The organism is Rhizobium sp. RHZ01, from assembly GCF_014851595.1.
Taxonomy (GTDB): Bacteria; Pseudomonadota; Alphaproteobacteria; order Rhizobiales; family Rhizobiaceae; genus Rhizobium; species Rhizobium altiplani.
Genome location: NZ_JACUZZ010000012.1, coordinates 54769 through 70111, shown reverse-complemented (window position 1 = coordinate 70111; position 15343 = coordinate 54769). Strand labels below are relative to the sequence as shown.

The following is a 15343-nucleotide window of genomic DNA, read 5'->3' as shown; positions in this document are numbered from 1 at the left end:
CGTTCCTCCTCAATGAACCGCGCGCGCTGCCATCCACACTTTCTGTGGTGTGGCGGGCATCGTCAGCATGTTGTTGCCGATGGCATCGGTGATGGCATTGATGAGTGCCGGAGGAGACCCGATCGCGCCAGCCTCGCCGCACCCCTTGATGCCGAGCGGATTGCTCGGGGACGGCGTTACCTGATGCGACACCTTGAACGACGGCAAGTCGTCGGCGCGCGGCATGGCGTAGTCCATGAAACTTGCCGTCAACAACTGACCGTTCTCGTCATAATGCACGCCCTCGAGCAGGGCCTGACCGATCCCCTGCGCAATACCGCCATGCACCTGGCCCTCGACAATCATCGGATTGATGATGTTGCCGAAATCGTCCGCAGCGACGAACTGGATGATCTCGGTCTTGCCGGTTTCCGGATCGACCTCGACTTCGCAGATATAGCAGCCGGCGGGGAAGGTGAAGTTGGACGGGTCGTAGAAGGCAGTTTCCTTCAGCCCCGGCTCCATGCCGCCCGGCAGGTTGTGTGCGGTGTAGGCGGCCAGCGCCACCTGGAACCAGGGAAGGCTCTTGTCTGTACCGGCAACCTTCACCTCACCGTTCTCGATGACGATATCGCTTTCGTCGGCTTCCATCAGATGGGCGGCGATCTTCTTGGCCTTGGCTTCGACCTTGTCGAGCGCCTTGACCACAGCAGACATGCCGACAGCGCCTGAACGCGAGCCGTAGGTGCCCATGCCCATCTGCACCTTGTCGGTGTCGCCATGCACGATCGACACGCTCTCCAGCGGAACGCCGAGACGATCCGACACAAGCTGCGCGAATGTCGTCTCGTGCCCCTGCCCGTGGCTGTGCGACCCGGTGAGCACTTCTATCGTGCCTACCGCATTGACGCGAACCTCTGCCGACTCCCACAAGCCGACGCCCGCACCAAGCGATCCGACCGCCTGCGAGGGCGCTATGCCGCACGCCTCGATGTAGCAGCTCATGCCGAGACCGCGCTTCAGGCCGCGGTTGGCAGCCTCGGCCTTGCGCGCCGGGAAGCCGTTCCAGTCGGCCGCCTGCATCGCCGCATTGAGCGATGCTTCGTAGTCGCCCGCGTCATAGTTCATGATCACAGGCGTCTGATGCGGGAAGGCCCGGATGAAGTTCTTCCGCCGCAACTCGGCGGGCGAAATACCAAGCTCGCGGGCCGCCGTTTCCATCGTCCGTTCAAGCAGGAAGGTCGCCTCGGGACGGCCGGCACCACGATAGGCGTCAACCGGCGCGGTGTTGGTGTAGACCGTCCGCACGTTGGCATGGATGGCCGGAATATCGTATTGGCCGGACAGCAGCGTCGCGTAGAGATAGGTCGGAACCGCCGACGAAAACAGCGACATATAGGCGCCGAGATTGCAGATGGTGTCGACCTTCAGCCCGATGATGCGATGGTCGCTGTCGAAAGCCATTTTGACCTTGGAGACGTGGTCGCGGCCATGCGCATCCGTGAGGAAGGCCTCCGTGCGATCGGAGTTCCATTTCACCGGCACGCCTGTTTTCTTGGAAGCCCAGAGACAGACGATCTCCTCAGGATAGATGTAGATCTTCGAGCCGAAGCCGCCGCCGACATCTGGGGCGATCACCCGAAGCTTGTTCTCGGGCGCGACATTGTAGAACGCGCTCATCACGAGGCGCGCGACATGCGGGTTCTGGCTGGTCGTGTAGCAGGTATAGTGATCTTCGGCAGCGTCATAGATACCGAGCGCAGCGCGCGGCTCCATCGCATTGGGAGACAGGCGGTTGTTGTGGATCTCGATTTCCGTGACGTGCGCCGCTTCGGAAATGGCCTTGTCGGTTGCCGCACCATCGCCGAGCTGCCAGTCGAAGATCAGGTTGTTCTGAGCTTCCGGATGAAGTTGCGGCGCTCCTGGTTTCAGCGCCTCGACTGCCTCGACGACCACAGGCAATTCCTCGTAGTCGATGACGACGGCTTCCGCGGCATCGCGCGCTTCGGCGAGCGAGTCTGCGACAACGATGGCAACGGCATCGCCGACATAACGAACGGTCTCCACCGCCAGCGGGCGCCAGGCGCCCATCTTCATCGGCGAACCATCCTTCGAATGGATCATCCAGCCGCAGATGAGGTTGCCGATCCCGTCAGCGAGCAACTGCTTGCCATCAAGCACGTCGATAACACCCGGCATTGCCTTTGCCGAGGCGGCATCAATCCTCGTGATCTTGGCATGCGCATGCGGACTGCGGATGAAATAGGCGAATTTCATGCCCGGCACGACCATGTCGTCCGTGTAACGGCCCTTGCCGGTCAGGAACCGCTTGTCTTCTTTTCGTGCGACGCGCGCACCAATTCCTTCAACACCCATAATGTCCTCCCAATGGGGTTTCGGGCCTGGCATTCCGCCAAAGAGAATCGTGTTCGGCAGTCAGCCAGACAATCCTGAGAGCTACTCGGCCGCCTGCTTGGCAGCGCCATGCATCTGCTCGTTGGCAGACAGAACGGCTTTGACGATGTTGTGGTAGCCGGTGCAGCGACAGATATTGCCGTCGAGCTCATGGCGGACCGTTTTCTCGTCCAGATCGCCTCCGTGGCGCGAAATCATGTCGACGGCCGTCATCACCATGCCTGGCGTGCAGAATCCACATTGCAGGCCGTGGTGTTCCTTGAAGGCAGCCTGAACGGGATGCAGCTCACCGTTGCTGGCAAGCCCCTCGATGGTGGTGATCGTCGAACCCGACGCCTGGACGGCAAGGATCGAGCAGCTCTTCACTGACTTGCCATCCATGTGAACGACACAGGCACCGCATTGGTTGGTATCGCAGCCGACGTGCGTTCCCGTCAGGCCGAGTTTTTCGCGAATAAAATGGACAAGAAGCGTACGCTCTTCACAGTCACCGCTGACTGCCCGGTCGTTCACCGTCAGTTTCACTTTCGCCATGATTTCCTCCTCGCGCCTCCTCCAGGCGCGGACGGTATCATTTGACGTTTTCGCTTTGGGATCAACCACTACTTTAGGGAGGCTAATTAAAATTCAGCGCGTTCGGTTGTGGCGCATTTGCGCGCAATTGCACCACCAATTGTGCGAAAGCGGAAGCCGAAGGCAGGGTCGCTGCTTTTGCGCCACAGTTTGACGGCTAGCATGACAAAAAAGAATCAGGGACGGCCACAGCTCTTATTGAGGGCGACCAACCTAGGAGAATATTTTGATAAAGAAGATTGTCGCATTCGCCTTGATCGGCCTGTCGATCGCAAGCTGTACACCGACTGAGCGCGGGGCAGGCATCGGCGCAGCCTCCGGCGCGATCATCGGCGGCGCGGTGACGGGAAATGTACGCGGGGCAGCCGTTGGCGCGGCGGTCGGCGGCGTTTCGGGCGCTCTTATCGGCCGCGTCGCGGAGCAGCCGGGACAGTGCTACTATCGCGACGAGTATGGCCGCCGGTATATCGACGATTGCCGCGGCGACTATTGAGCCGGTCCGAAATCATCTCGAATCCCGGGTTCGGCGCCCGGGATTTCTTTTTTTTCCACCATTTCAGCGGCTAAGCGATTTAAAACGGTACACGTCGAGGAATTTTGCCGCTAAGGTTGCCGCCGGCCGGGGGGCGCGAAGCTTAATTCTAGTGTAACCAAAAGCGGTGTATGCAGATTAGAGGGACGGCACCGAAACCGGGTATAGCGTATCGGCGCGTAGGCACCATGTTGGTGGTCGCGGCTGCATTTGCGTTTTCGCCGGCTCTCGTCTCAGAGGCTTTCGCCTTCAAGCTTTTCGGCATCACGTTGTGGGGCAAGGACGACGAATCGGCCAGCGACCAGGTGCCCGATCCGGTGCGCTACGATGTGACACTGACGACCGACGCGAGCGATCCCGATCTCAAGGAAGCATTGGAAAACAGTTCCCGTCTGGTCGGCGACAAGGATCGGCCCGTCTCGGGCGATCTGGGCGTCGTCGTCAAGGCCAGAGACGACCGCGAACGCCTGCTTGCCGCCCTCTTTGAAAAGGCCCGCTACGGCGGCATCGTAACGATCAGGGTTGATGGTCGAAACATCGATGACCTGCCGCCCAATCCCACCTTCAATCGCTCGCGCCCAGTACCGGTGACAATCAGCGTTGCCGCAGGTCCCGTCTTCAAGGTCCGTGAGGTGCAGTTCGGCGGCGATGCTGCACGACGCAATCCAGCCGACTACGATCTTGCTCCGGGTGAGACAGCCGGTTCGCTGACGATCATCAAGGCTGGCGACAAAATCGTCGAGCAGCTGAAAAGCGAAGGCCGGCCGCTGGCGAAGTTGACGACCCGCAAGGTCATAGCCGACCACAGGACGAGCACGGCTGACATTGTCCTCGCCGCCGAGGGTGGCCCGGTCGCCCCAATTGGCGATGTCGGCGTCACGGGCGAAAAGGCCGTTCGACCGGGCTTCATCCAGCGCTATTCGCGGCTGAACAAGGGTGAACAATATTCGCCGGAGGCGCTGCGAAAGGCAGGCGAACGACTGCGCGCATTGGGCGTCTTCTCGAGCGTCACCATCCACGAGGCTGACGAACTGGCGCCAGACGGCACTTTGCCGATGACGATCGAGGTGTCGGAGGGCAAGCGGCGCTATCTCGGCATCGGCGCCCAGTATTCGACAACGGACGGCTTCGGCATCAACGGCTATTGGGGTCATCGCAATCTCTTCGGCGAGGCGGAGGCGCTGCGCATCGAAGGGTCTGTGGGCCGCTTGGGCGAAACGACCAACATCGGCGATCTCGACTATTCAGCCGGTATTACCTTCACCAAACCCGGCGCGTTTGTACCGGCCGCGACCTTGCGGGCCAGCGTCCTTGCCAAAACCGAAAACCCCGACGCCTATACTGCAAAACTCGTCACCGCCTCCCTCGGTCTTTCCTACGAGCTGTCGGACCTGGATACGATAACCGGCGCCGGCGAGGTGAGCTGGGAACGCGATGACGATGCCTTTGGCAACAACAGCTACCTGACCTTCTCGCTGCCTTTCCAGTATGACCGCGATGCGCGCGACAACAAGTTCGATCCGACCGAGGGCTATCGGGGGATGCTCAAGGCAACGCCAAGCTACGAGACCTACAACGGGACCTTCTTCTCGAGCTTCGAGGGCTTGATCACCGGATATCATGCGCTGGGAGCGGAGGACCGCATCGTTCTTGCCGGCAAGCTTGCCGCAGGTTTCCTTGTCGGGGCAGACGATCTCCAGAACATTCCTGCTACACGCCGATTCTTTGCTGGCGGTGGCGGCTCGGTTCGCGGCTTCAGTTACCAGGAGATCTCGCCCCGCAACGCCGACAATGAAGAGACCGGTGGCGCATCCTATGTCACTGCGTCGTTCGAGACCCGGATAAAGGTTACCGATACGATCGGGATAGTGCCCTTCATCGATGTCGGGACGGTTTCAGCAGACATTGCGCCCGATTTTTCCGACATTCGGGCCGGTGCAGGCATCGGCGTTCGCTATGCGACGCCATTTGGTCCACTGCGGCTTGATTTTGCAGTACCGCTCAACAAGTACGAGGATGGCACGGATTTCGGCATCTACGCTGGCATCGGTCAGTCATTCTAAACCCGCTCGCGGCTCGTGGCGCCTCGCGCGCCTTGAGCCGCCATAGAAACGGAGTAATGTCCGCGGCCATGCAGACACTGGCGAAAATCTTGAACTGGATCGTGCGACTGCTGGCCTATTCGGCTGGTGTCGTGCTGGTCCTTCTTGCCATCGCCATCGGTGTTTTCGGCTTCACGTCCTTTGGCGCGCGCATCGTCACCGACAGGGTCGCCTCGAGCCTTTCGAATCGGGATATGACCATCAAGGTTCAGGATCCCGGCGGGCTGCTGACTGGCGGGCTGCGCGCCAGCCAAATCGTGCTCTCCGACACCAGGGGCGTCTTCGCTCGGGTCGACAGGCTGGCGATTAACTGGAATCCCTTGGCGCTCCTAACCGGCCGGTTCCATGCCACAAGCGTCGAAGCCGCGGCAATCCACATCCTCAGACAACCGGTGCGCACACTTCCGTCCCGTCCGGCTGCAGAGGGTCAAAGCGACAGCGGCTTCTCGTTGCCGATCAAGCTCGACATAGACAAGATCGCCCTGCCGGAGATCAACCTCGCCGAACCGCTGATCGGGCGGGCCTTCACACTTGCCGCGGACGGCAGCCTGCGTGCCGACAATGAAGGCGGCAATGCCTCGATCAATGTCCGCCGTCACGATGTTCCGGATGCCAAGCTGATCGCCGATGTCGCCTTCATGCCGGATCGCAACCAGTTGCGGGTGAAGGCAAAACTGACGGAACCAAAGGGCGGGTTGCTCGCAGGTGTCCTGGCGCTGCCCGGCAACCCGGCGGTGGAAATCAGCCTGACCGGAGATGGACCGATCTCGGATTGGCGAGGCCAGCTGCAGGCAGCACTCGACGGACAGCAACGCGCCTCGATCGAAGCGCACCACACGCTGACGCCGGAAAGCCTTCACCACCTCGACCTCAAGGGTGGTGGCGACCTCAGCTCGCTGCTGCCAGCGGCCTTCCGTCCGCTCTTTGCCGGGCAGACGAACATCGACGTCGCCGCGAACTTCGACAACAGGGGAAAGATCGACATCCAGACCGGCAATCTGGCAACCGGCGCGATGGTCATCGCCGCATCGGGCACGCTGGATCCACGAGGCAAGAACAGCCTGAACGCCAATCTCTTGGGAACATCGGGACCCGTCGATTTCCGCTGGCCGCTGACCGAAGGCGAAGCGCGGTTTCTAATTTCCGGCATCAATCTTTCCCTGACCGGCGACGCCAAGGCCTCCCGCCTCAACGCCAGTGCCTCCCTCGATTCCGCCATGTTGCCCCAGGCGACGATTGGCAACGTGAAGCTGACGGCAAAGAGCGACAATTTCAATCTCGCCGGTCGCACCGGAAGCGTTCAGATTACGCTCGCCGCCGGTGATACGTCCTTCGTCAATCCCGACATCAACCGGGCAATTCAAGGCCCCGTTACCATCACCCTGCCATTGCAGATTTCGCCGGATGCGCTCGGCTTCAACGGCGCCACGATCGAAAGCGCTTCGGCAACAGCAGCCCTCAACGGTTCCTACAAATTGAGCGCCAGCGCGTTGACCGGCAATGCCAAGCTGACCATCCAGCCAGCCGCGCTGCCGCCTGCGGTCGCGACGCGTTTCAACGCACCAATCGTGATCGAGGGCCAGGTCGCGGGAACCGTTCCTTCGAAATTCAACGTCTCGAACCTCTCCATCAAGTCGAGCTCCCTCGAGGCGACCGGCGCGGTCGTGCTCGACGAAGATAGGCTCGATGCCAACCTCTCGGGTCGTATTCCGGATATGCAGCCGCTGCTGGCAGGCGCAGCGGGCGAATTGAACTACCAGCTAAGCGCAAAAGGCAATGTTTCGGCTCTCGCAATAGCGGCCAATATCAAAGGGCCATCACTGGTAATGGCCGGCCGGCAGGTCAAAGACCTCGACATCAACGTTTCCGGAACGGCGGACCCGAAGGCGCCGCAAGCAGACATCACCGCCAAGGGCACGATCGACAACCAGCCGATCAACGTCAGCACCGCTGTTCAGGCCGTGGACGGAAACATCCGGCTGCCGTCGATCGCCGCCGACGTCGGCAACAATCGCCTGACCGGCCACGTCGAACTGTCGCCGGCGTTTGCGCCGACCGGACAGGCGACGTTCGACTTCCCGGATATCAGCCTTCTCGCGGCACTTGCCGGACAGAAGGCAGAAGGCGACCTGAAGGGATCGGTCGATATCGCCAACGACAACGGCAGGATCGCCCTCAAGGTCGTAGCATCTGGCAGCGGCCTGAAACGTGACACCTTTGCCATCGTCAGGCCAGACATCAACGTCGCGGTCACCGACCTCAAAGCATTTGCCGCGACTGGCACGATCAAAGCGGAGGAACTTGCTTCCGGTCCTAACAAGGCTGAAAGCCTGGAGCTGAGTTTCACGCAGCAACAGAACCGGACGAACTTCGATCTCGGCGCCAGCTATGATGCCAATCCGTTGGTCGCATCGGGGAATGTCGAGGTGAACGCCGGCACGACGCTGCTTCGCCTCGACCGTTTCTCGGCGAAACCGCGCAACATTCCGGTGGAGCTTGCGTCGCCGTCGGAAGTGTCGATCAGTGGCGGCACCGTGACGCTTGATGCGATGGAACTGAAGACCGGCGATGGCTCGGTCCACCTGAGCGGTACCGTCGGCGAGACTCTTGATATCAAGGCGGACATCCGGAATTTGCCCGCAAGCCTTGCCAACAGTTTCGTGCCGAAGCTCGATGCCGCAGGCACAATTTCGGGGAAGGTCGTCGTGACCGGCACACCGGCAGCGCCGATTGCCAACTTTGACCTGAATTGGAAGGATGCCGCCACCAGCCAGACAAAGGGCGCCGGCCTGTCGCCGCTGGCGATCGGTGCAAACGGGACCTTTGCCGACAACACACTCAATTTTCAAACGAACCTCAGCGGCAAGGGCGGCGTATCGCTGAAGGCCGCTGGCAATGTCGTGACCGGTGGCCCGAACGCGCAGTCGCTGAAGGTGGATGCTGATATCGTCAACATCCCGGCCGGATTGGCGAATGCATTTGTTCCGGATCTTGCCGCCGAAGGTTCGATCTCGGGCAACGTCACGGCGGCCGGGAAGCTGCCCGACCCGGCGCTCGATTTCAAACTGAACTGGAAGAATGCCGCGACGAGCCAGACCAGAAGCGCCAAGCTCTCGTCGCTTGGGCTGACGGCGAGCGGCAACCTCAAGGACAATATTCTCAGCTTCAACACCTACGCACGCGGTAGCGGCAACATGTCGCTAAAGGCGACCGGCACCTACACCGTGGCAGGCGCCGACGCTCAGACGCTGAAGCTCGATGGGCAGCTCGCCAACATTCCGGCTGCCCTGGCCAACGGCTTCGTGCCGAATCTTGCCGCGGAAGGCATGATATCAGGCACGATATCGGCCTCCGGCAAGTTGCCGAAACCGACAGCAACCTTCGACCTTTCCTGGAAGGACGCGGCCACCAGCCACACCAGGGCAGCCCGCCTCTTTGGCATCAACTTGACGGCGACGGGCAATTTCGCGGATGAAAAATTGACCGTCCAGAGCGACCTTAGGGCGGACGGCGGGGTGGCGTTGAACGCCTCCGGCAACGTCTCCCTGGCGGGAACGAAAATCCAGGACCTGACGGCCAACGCCACGATACGCAATCTTCCCGCAAGCCTGGCAAACGCGTTCGTCCCGAACCTCGGCGCCAGTGGTACGATATCAGGCACCGCGTCCGCTTCCGGGACGCTGCAACAGCCGACGGCAAACTTCGACGTCAGCTGGAAGGACCTCGCAACCACTCAGACGAGGGAAGCACGCCTTTCCGCCCTCGCACTTGGCGCCAAGGGAACCTTCGCCAACAACACGCTCGATTTCGAGACGAATCTCGACGGCGATGGCGGCTCCGCCCTCACGGCGAAAGGAAAGGTTACTGTCGAAGGTACGGCCGTGAAGAGCCTGCAGGCGGATGCCACGCTTCGCAACCTTCCTGCCGCGCTGGCAAACAACTTCATGCCTGATCTCGGTGCCGAAGGAACAATCTCGGGAACGGCAACCGCGTCCGGATCGCTACCGATGCCGGCCGTCGATTTCAAGCTCGATTGGAACAACGCCGGGACTCGTCAGACCAGGGCTGCCGGCCTTTCTGGCCTTCGGCTGAACGCGACCGGCAACCTCGCCGACAACAGGCTCTCCTTTGATGCAACGCTGAACAGCACTCGCACCACCCTGCTGAAGGCAAGGGGTACGGCAATCCTCCAAGGCGCCGGAGTCGCGGGCCTCTCGGTCGATGCCGATATCGTGGATCTGCCCGCGAGCCTCGCTAATGGCTTCGTCCCGAACCTGGGGGCGGAAGGAACCATCTCGGGCACGGCAAGGACGTCGGGAACAGCGACCAACCCAATCATCGATTTCAGGCTGGACTGGAGGAATGTCGCAACCACGCAGACGAGGGCATCCGGTATCCGGCCGCTTTCGGCGAATGCAAGCGGAAGGCTTGCGGACGGCAGGGTCGACTTCATGACGAACCTAAGCGGCAGCGGCGTGTCGATGAGAGCTGGCGGCAACTTTGTCATCACTGGACCGAATGCCCCGTCGCTGACGGCCAATGCCGACATCTCCAATCTTCCCGCCGGGCTTGCCAACGCTTTCGTTCCGGGGCTTGCCGCCGAAGGCAATGTTTCGGGCACCGTCAGGGCATCGGGCCGACTGCCCGTGCCCGCTGTGGAATTCAACCTTGACTGGAGGGGCGCCGCCACCAGCCAGACCAGAAGCGCCGGGCTTTCGCCGCTCAGCATAACTGCGAACGGAAGACTGCAAGACAACCGGCTGACGATCGACACCAATGTGACGGGCGAGAGCGGGCTGTCCCTGCGGGGCGGTGGCAACGTTGGCATTACAGGCAATCGCGCGCTGGACCTGCGCTTTTCCGGCAACCTGCCGTTCGCCGTGCTCGGTGCGCAGCTTGCCGCCCAGGGGTTCGTTGCCGATGGCAGGGCCAATTTTGATCTGCAGATTGGCGGCACCGCGGCCGCGCCGTTGATCAACGGCACGGTTGCGACCAGTGGCGCAAGGATCGTCGATGTCCGTCGCAACCTTGCGATCAACAATCTGGCGGCAGACATCCGGTTCACCGGAAACCAAGCCGTGATCTCGCGCCTGACTGGCCAGCTTGCCAGCGGTGGCAGCATCTCAGCATCCGGCAGCATCGGAATCCAACCTGCCTCCAACTTCCCTGCGAACATCGACGTCAGGCTCGACAGAGCGGTCTACGTCGATGGAACGCTCGTGGTGGCGACCGTCGACGGCACGATCGGTTTGCGCGGTCCGCTGCTCGCAAATCCCACCCTGAACGGCAGGCTGCATCTGGAAAGAGCCTCGATCACCGTCCCCGAGAGGCTGCCGACCTCGCTGCGCGAAATCGACGTCAAGCACGTCAACGCCCCCAAGGGGGTTCTTGCCCAGTTGCGCGACGAGTCGCAGCAGGGTGCCCGCGCGAAATCCAACTCCTTCAATCTCGATCTTCAGCTGGACGCTCCCTCGCAGATCTTCGTGCGTGGTCGCGGTATCGATGCCGAACTGGGCGGTAGCGTCACGATCAGGGGAACGGCGGCGGAGCCCGTCGTTTCCGGCGGCTTCACCATGCGGCGCGGTCGCCTGACGATTCTCAACCGACGCCTCGATTTCACCAATAGAAGCCGTATCACCTTTGCCGGTGACCTCACCCCCGCCCTTGAGCTGGAGGCAAGCTCCACTTCCGGTTCCACGACGCTGACGGTCGATGTCAGCGGGCTCGCAACCGATCCCTCGATCACCTTCTCGTCGTCTCCGGCCCTCCCGCAAGACGAAGTTCTGGCGCAACTGATCTTCGGTCAATCAATGTCGAGGCTGTCGCCGGTTCAGATCGCTCAGCTTGCCGATGCCGTCGCCCAGTTGGCCGGCGGGCGCTCCGGATCGCTGTTCCAGGGCCTGCGCAATCAGCTTGGCGTCGACGATTTCGACATCAGCACCGATGCCAAAGGCCGCACCACCGTCAGCGTTGGCCGCTACCTGAATGACCGGACTTATTTCGAATTGCAGCAGACCACCGGCAAGGGCGGCGCGAAGGCAATCATCAATTTCGATGTCGGCCGTGGCGTGAAGTTGCGCGCCGGCGCGGGTGGCGACGGCGAAGGGGAAGCCGGCGTCGTTTACGAACACGAATACTAGAAACCGGTCTTGCTGGTTTTCAGCAGGATGTTGGTTTCCGTCGTATTGATGCCATTGATGAGCCGGATGCGGCGAAGCGTTTCGTCGAAGGAGACGAGGTCGCGGTCCTCAAGTTCGGCAATGAAGTCCCATTTCCCGTTGGTGCTGTGCAGGGCACGCACCTGCGGCAATCCACGGAGCTGATCGGCGACCTTGTCCGCAAGCTTGCCGAGTACTTCGATCATGACGATCGCGCGCACTCCGGCCGCGCGGGTTTCATGGCCGGTGCGAACGGTGAACGCCGTGATTGTGCCGTTGGCAACCAGCCGGTCGATGCGCGCCGCGACCGTCGCACGCGATGCACCGGTCATTGCCGCCAGCGAAGAAACCGGCGTGCGCGCATTGTGTCGCAAGGCGCTGAGAAGTTCTTGGTCGAGATCGTCCATGGCTGCCACTTTGTCAAAATGCACTTATCAAACTGGTCAATCATAGCGCATTATCGGCACTTTTTCATCTATTTGTCGCCGCGCCGATATCTCAATATGCTTTCGGAAAACACGAGCTAAAGAGGGACGCATGCAGCCACAAGCAAGATCGGTCACGCTCATTGGAGCACCACTGGAAGAGGGTTCGGGGCGCAGGGGCGCCGCGATGGGTCCAGCTGCCCTTCGCATCGCGGGCGTCGACCAGACACTGATCGATCTTGGCCATGATGTGGTCGATGCCGGGGATGTTCATGTCGTTCCGGCGCGCGATCTGCCGAACCATCCGAAGGCCCACAACCTGCGTGTCGTCGGCGCATTTACCCGTGCGCTCGAAGCCGGTGTCTATGATGCGGCCGCGGCCGGACGCTTTCCGCTGATCCTTGGCGGCGACCACAGCCTGTCGATGGGCACGGTATCAGGCATGGCGCGCTACGCCGCCCAGCAGGGCCGGCCGCTCTTCGTCCTCTGGCTCGACGCCCATTCCGATTTCAACACCCCGGCGACCTCGCCCTCCGGCAATATCCATGGCATGCCGGTCGCCTATTTCTGCGGCCAGGCCGAACTTGCCGAGATCCTGCCGAAGGACCGCCCCTTCGTTGATCCGCGAAACGTCTTTCAGGTCGGCATCCGGTCGGTCGATGCGTCTGAACGGGAGCTCATCAAGGAGCATGGCGTCAACGTCTTCGACATGCGTTGGCTCGACGAACAGGGCGTTGCCGCGGCGATCCGCCAGATCCTTGGCGTCGTGTCCGATGCCAACGGCCTGCTGCATGTAAGCCTCGATGTCGACTTCCTCGATCCGGAAATCGCGCCCGGCGTCGGCACGACGGTGCCCGGTGGCGCGACGTTCCGTGAAGCGCATCTCATCATGGAGATGCTCTGCGACAGCGGCCTCGTCTCCTCGCTCGACCTCGTGGAGCTGAACCCCTTCCTGGACGACCGTGGCAAGAGCGCCCGGATCCTAGTGGAACTGACGGCAAGCCTCTTCGGCCGCCGCATTTTCGACCGTCCGACCCGCGCCGCCTGAGGAGAACCGACCATGAGCAACTCGAAGAACCTGATCGACACCGAACAGCGCCTCGGCGCCCACAACTACAAGCCGCTCGATGTCGTGTTGACCCGGGGCGAAGGCGTCTATGTCTGGGATACCGACGGCAAGCGGTATCTCGACTGCCTGTCGGCCTATTCGGCGGTGAACCAGGGCCATTGCCACCCCAAGATTCTGGCGGCGATGGTCGAGCAGGCCGGCAAGCTGACGCTGACCTCCCGCGCCTTCCGTAATGACCAGCTCGCCCATCTCTACGAGGAACTCGCGGCGCTGACCGGCTCGCACAAGATCCTGCCGATGAACTCGGGCGCCGAAGCCGTTGAAACCGCCATCAAGGCAGTGCGCAAATGGGGCTACGAGGTGAAGGGCGTGCCTGAGGGCAAGGCCGAGATCATCGTCTGCGCCGACAATTTCCATGGCCGGACCCTGAGCATCATCAGTTTCTCCACGGACCCGGACGCCCGCACCGGCTTCGGTCCCTACACGCCCGGCTTCCGCACGATCCCCTTCGGCGACGCCGACGCGTTTGCCGCCGCCATCAACGAAAACACGGTTGCGGCGCTGATCGAGCCGATTCAGGGCGAAGCAGGCGTCATCATCCCGCCAACCGGCTATTTCAAGCGCGTGCGGGAACTCTGCACTCAACACAAGGTGACCTTGATCCTCGACGAGATCCAGACCGGCCTCGGCCGTACTGGTAAGCTTTTGGCGGAAGAGCATGAGGGGATCGAGGCCGACGTGACGCTGATCGGCAAGGCGCTCTCCGGCGGCTTCTATCCGGTCTCGGCGGTCCTTTCCAATTCCGAAGTGCTGGGTGTCCTGAAGCCGGGGCAGCACGGCTCGACCTTCGGCGGCAACCCGCTTGCCTGCGCCGTGGCGCGCGCGGCACTCAAGGTCCTGACCGAGGAAGGCATGATCGAGAACGCCGCCAAGATGGGCGACTATTTCCAGGAAGGGCTGCGCTCCATCCGCTCCAACATCGTCAAGGACGTGCGCGGCCGCGGACTGATGATGGCGGTCGAACTCGTGCCTGAAGCCGGTGGCGCCCGCCAGTATTGCTACACCCTCAAGGACCGCGGCCTGCTCGCCAAGGACACGCACGAGAACACGATCCGCCTCGCCCCGCCGCTGGTGATCACCAAGAGCCAGGTCGACTGGGCGGTCGAGCAGATCGAAAAGACGCTGGCCTAGTGCTCATCTAGATCGCTGCGAAACAACGACTGGTGTAGCGGCCGTTTGAAACCTATGGTGAGCCCGATCGAGTTGGTCGAGCTCTCTATAGGGGAATGTATGGCCATTGGCTTATGGAAGCGCTCGCCGGACCGTCGCCCGCTTGCGATCGCCCATCGCGGGGGCGCAGCACTGGCTGCGGAAAACAGCATCTCTGCCTTCAAGGCTGCGGCGGCTGCCGGAGTTGACGCCATAGAGACTGATGTCCGGTTGACGCGGGATGGCGTTCCTGTTTGCGTCCACGATCCGGATCTTTCTCGGCTTTGCGGCGACGCACGAACCGTGTCGGACCTCGATCTGGCGACATTGCGCAGCCTGCTGCCAAGCATAATGACCCTTGGTGATGCCTTGGCTGCGTCTGACCCTTTGGGTATCCTGTTGGACATCAAGCTGAGCCACGAGGGTCAGATTGCGCAGATCATTTCCGACGTTGCGCAGCGCGGTGCGATGCGACGCGCGCTCATTGGACTGCGCAGTATCGCACTGATCGACACCACCCGCCGCTTGTCGAAAGACGTCGCGATCCTAGCCTTTCTCGAGGATCCTGCCTGCGCTGATGCGGCGCGCGCAGCTGGAGCCGACTGGTTCAGGTTGTGGCAAGGGTGGGCCACTCCAGCTGTGTCTGACACCGTTCGTGAGGCGGGGATGCGCGTCGCTGTCATGGTTGGGCAGCCTCGTTCGATCGCACTGCCGGAATACCCACCCTTTCCGGTGGGCCAGGTCGACCAGTACGGCCTCGAGCGCATCCTTGCCATCAAACCGGACGCCATCCTGCTTGACGATCCACGAATGATGACGCGGCCTACCGTTTCCACCTGACCAAAAATCAGCGGCCCCAATTTAGATTTGGGCAATACTCT

9 protein-coding genes are annotated in these 15343 nt (G+C 61.6%); 6 read left to right on the top strand and 3 right to left on the bottom strand.

Features of this window, described 5'->3' with window-relative positions; translation table 11 throughout:
* Positions 1–9: 9 nt before the first annotated feature.
* Positions 10–2355, bottom strand: a complete 2346-nt coding sequence (locus IB248_RS14465; RefSeq protein WP_192241119.1) for a xanthine dehydrogenase family protein molybdopterin-binding subunit — start codon at positions 2353–2355, stop codon at positions 10–12.
* Positions 2356–2436: 81 nt separating this feature from the next.
* Positions 2437–2928 carry a (2Fe-2S)-binding protein gene (locus IB248_RS14460; protein WP_018855713.1) on the bottom strand — a complete coding sequence of 164 codons (492 nt, stop codon included), beginning with the start codon at positions 2926–2928 and terminating at the stop codon, positions 2437–2439.
* A 268-nt stretch (positions 2929–3196) separates the two neighbouring features.
* Here IB248_RS14460 and IB248_RS14455 point away from each other — a divergent pair, with 268 nt between their 5' ends.
* From IB248_RS14455 to IB248_RS14445, 3 genes are all read left to right on the top strand, one after another.
* Positions 3197–3460 (top strand): glycine zipper domain-containing protein, encoded by a 264-nt coding sequence (locus tag IB248_RS14455; RefSeq protein WP_025662706.1) that lies wholly within the window; start codon positions 3197–3199, stop codon positions 3458–3460.
* A gap of 170 nt (positions 3461–3630) precedes the next feature.
* Positions 3631–5562, top strand: a complete 1932-nt coding sequence (locus IB248_RS14450) for an autotransporter assembly complex family protein (RefSeq protein WP_192241118.1) — start codon at positions 3631–3633, stop codon at positions 5560–5562.
* A 68-nt stretch (positions 5563–5630) separates the two neighbouring features.
* Positions 5631–11741 carry a translocation/assembly module TamB domain-containing protein gene (locus tag IB248_RS14445; RefSeq protein WP_192241144.1) on the top strand — a complete coding sequence of 2037 codons (6111 nt, stop codon included), beginning with the start codon at positions 5631–5633 and terminating at the stop codon, positions 11739–11741.
* Here IB248_RS14445 and IB248_RS14440 read toward each other — a convergent pair.
* Positions 11738–12166: an Lrp/AsnC family transcriptional regulator gene (locus tag IB248_RS14440; RefSeq protein WP_018855717.1), complete on the bottom strand. Its 429-nt coding sequence runs from the start codon at positions 12164–12166 to the stop codon at positions 11738–11740. The two genes, IB248_RS14445 and IB248_RS14440, sit on opposite strands and share 4 nt — an antisense overlap.
* A gap of 130 nt (positions 12167–12296) precedes the next feature.
* Between IB248_RS14440 and rocF the strand changes: the two genes are divergently transcribed.
* The 3 genes from rocF to IB248_RS14425 all read left to right on the top strand — a co-directional run bounded on the left by rocF (position 12297) and on the right by IB248_RS14425 (position 15302).
* Positions 12297–13232, top strand: a complete 936-nt coding sequence (gene rocF / locus IB248_RS14435; protein WP_112825832.1) for an arginase — start codon at positions 12297–12299, stop codon at positions 13230–13232.
* 12 nt (positions 13233–13244) lie between these two features.
* A complete protein-coding gene (gene rocD, locus IB248_RS14430; RefSeq protein ID WP_018855719.1) occupies positions 13245–14444 on the top strand; it encodes an ornithine--oxo-acid transaminase in 1200 nt (399 codons plus the stop codon).
* 99 nt (positions 14445–14543) lie between these two features.
* The gene (locus IB248_RS14425) at positions 14544–15302 is read left to right on the top strand and encodes a glycerophosphodiester phosphodiesterase family protein (RefSeq protein WP_169681377.1); all 759 of its coding nucleotides are present in this window, start codon (positions 14544–14546) and stop codon (positions 15300–15302) included.
* The last annotated feature ends 41 nt before the right edge of the window (positions 15303–15343 follow it).

Coding starts and splice junctions, on each gene's coding strand:
- IB248_RS14465 (WP_192241119.1), bottom strand. CDS start 2,355: ATGGGTGTTGAAGGAATTGGTGCGCGCGTCGCACGAAAAGAAGACAAG.
- IB248_RS14460 (WP_018855713.1), bottom strand. CDS start 2,928: ATGGCGAAAGTGAAACTGACGGTGAACGACCGGGCAGTCAGCGGTGAC.
- IB248_RS14450 (WP_192241118.1), top strand. CDS start 3,631: ATGCAGATTAGAGGGACGGCACCGAAACCGGGTATAGCGTATCGGCGC.
- IB248_RS14445 (WP_192241144.1), top strand. CDS start 5,631: ATGCAGACACTGGCGAAAATCTTGAACTGGATCGTGCGACTGCTGGCC.
- IB248_RS14440 (WP_018855717.1), bottom strand. CDS start 12,166: ATGGACGATCTCGACCAAGAACTTCTCAGCGCCTTGCGACACAATGCG.
- rocF (WP_112825832.1), top strand. CDS start 12,297: ATGCAGCCACAAGCAAGATCGGTCACGCTCATTGGAGCACCACTGGAA.
- rocD (WP_018855719.1), top strand. CDS start 13,245: ATGAGCAACTCGAAGAACCTGATCGACACCGAACAGCGCCTCGGCGCC.
- IB248_RS14425 (WP_169681377.1), top strand. CDS start 14,544: ATGGCCATTGGCTTATGGAAGCGCTCGCCGGACCGTCGCCCGCTTGCG.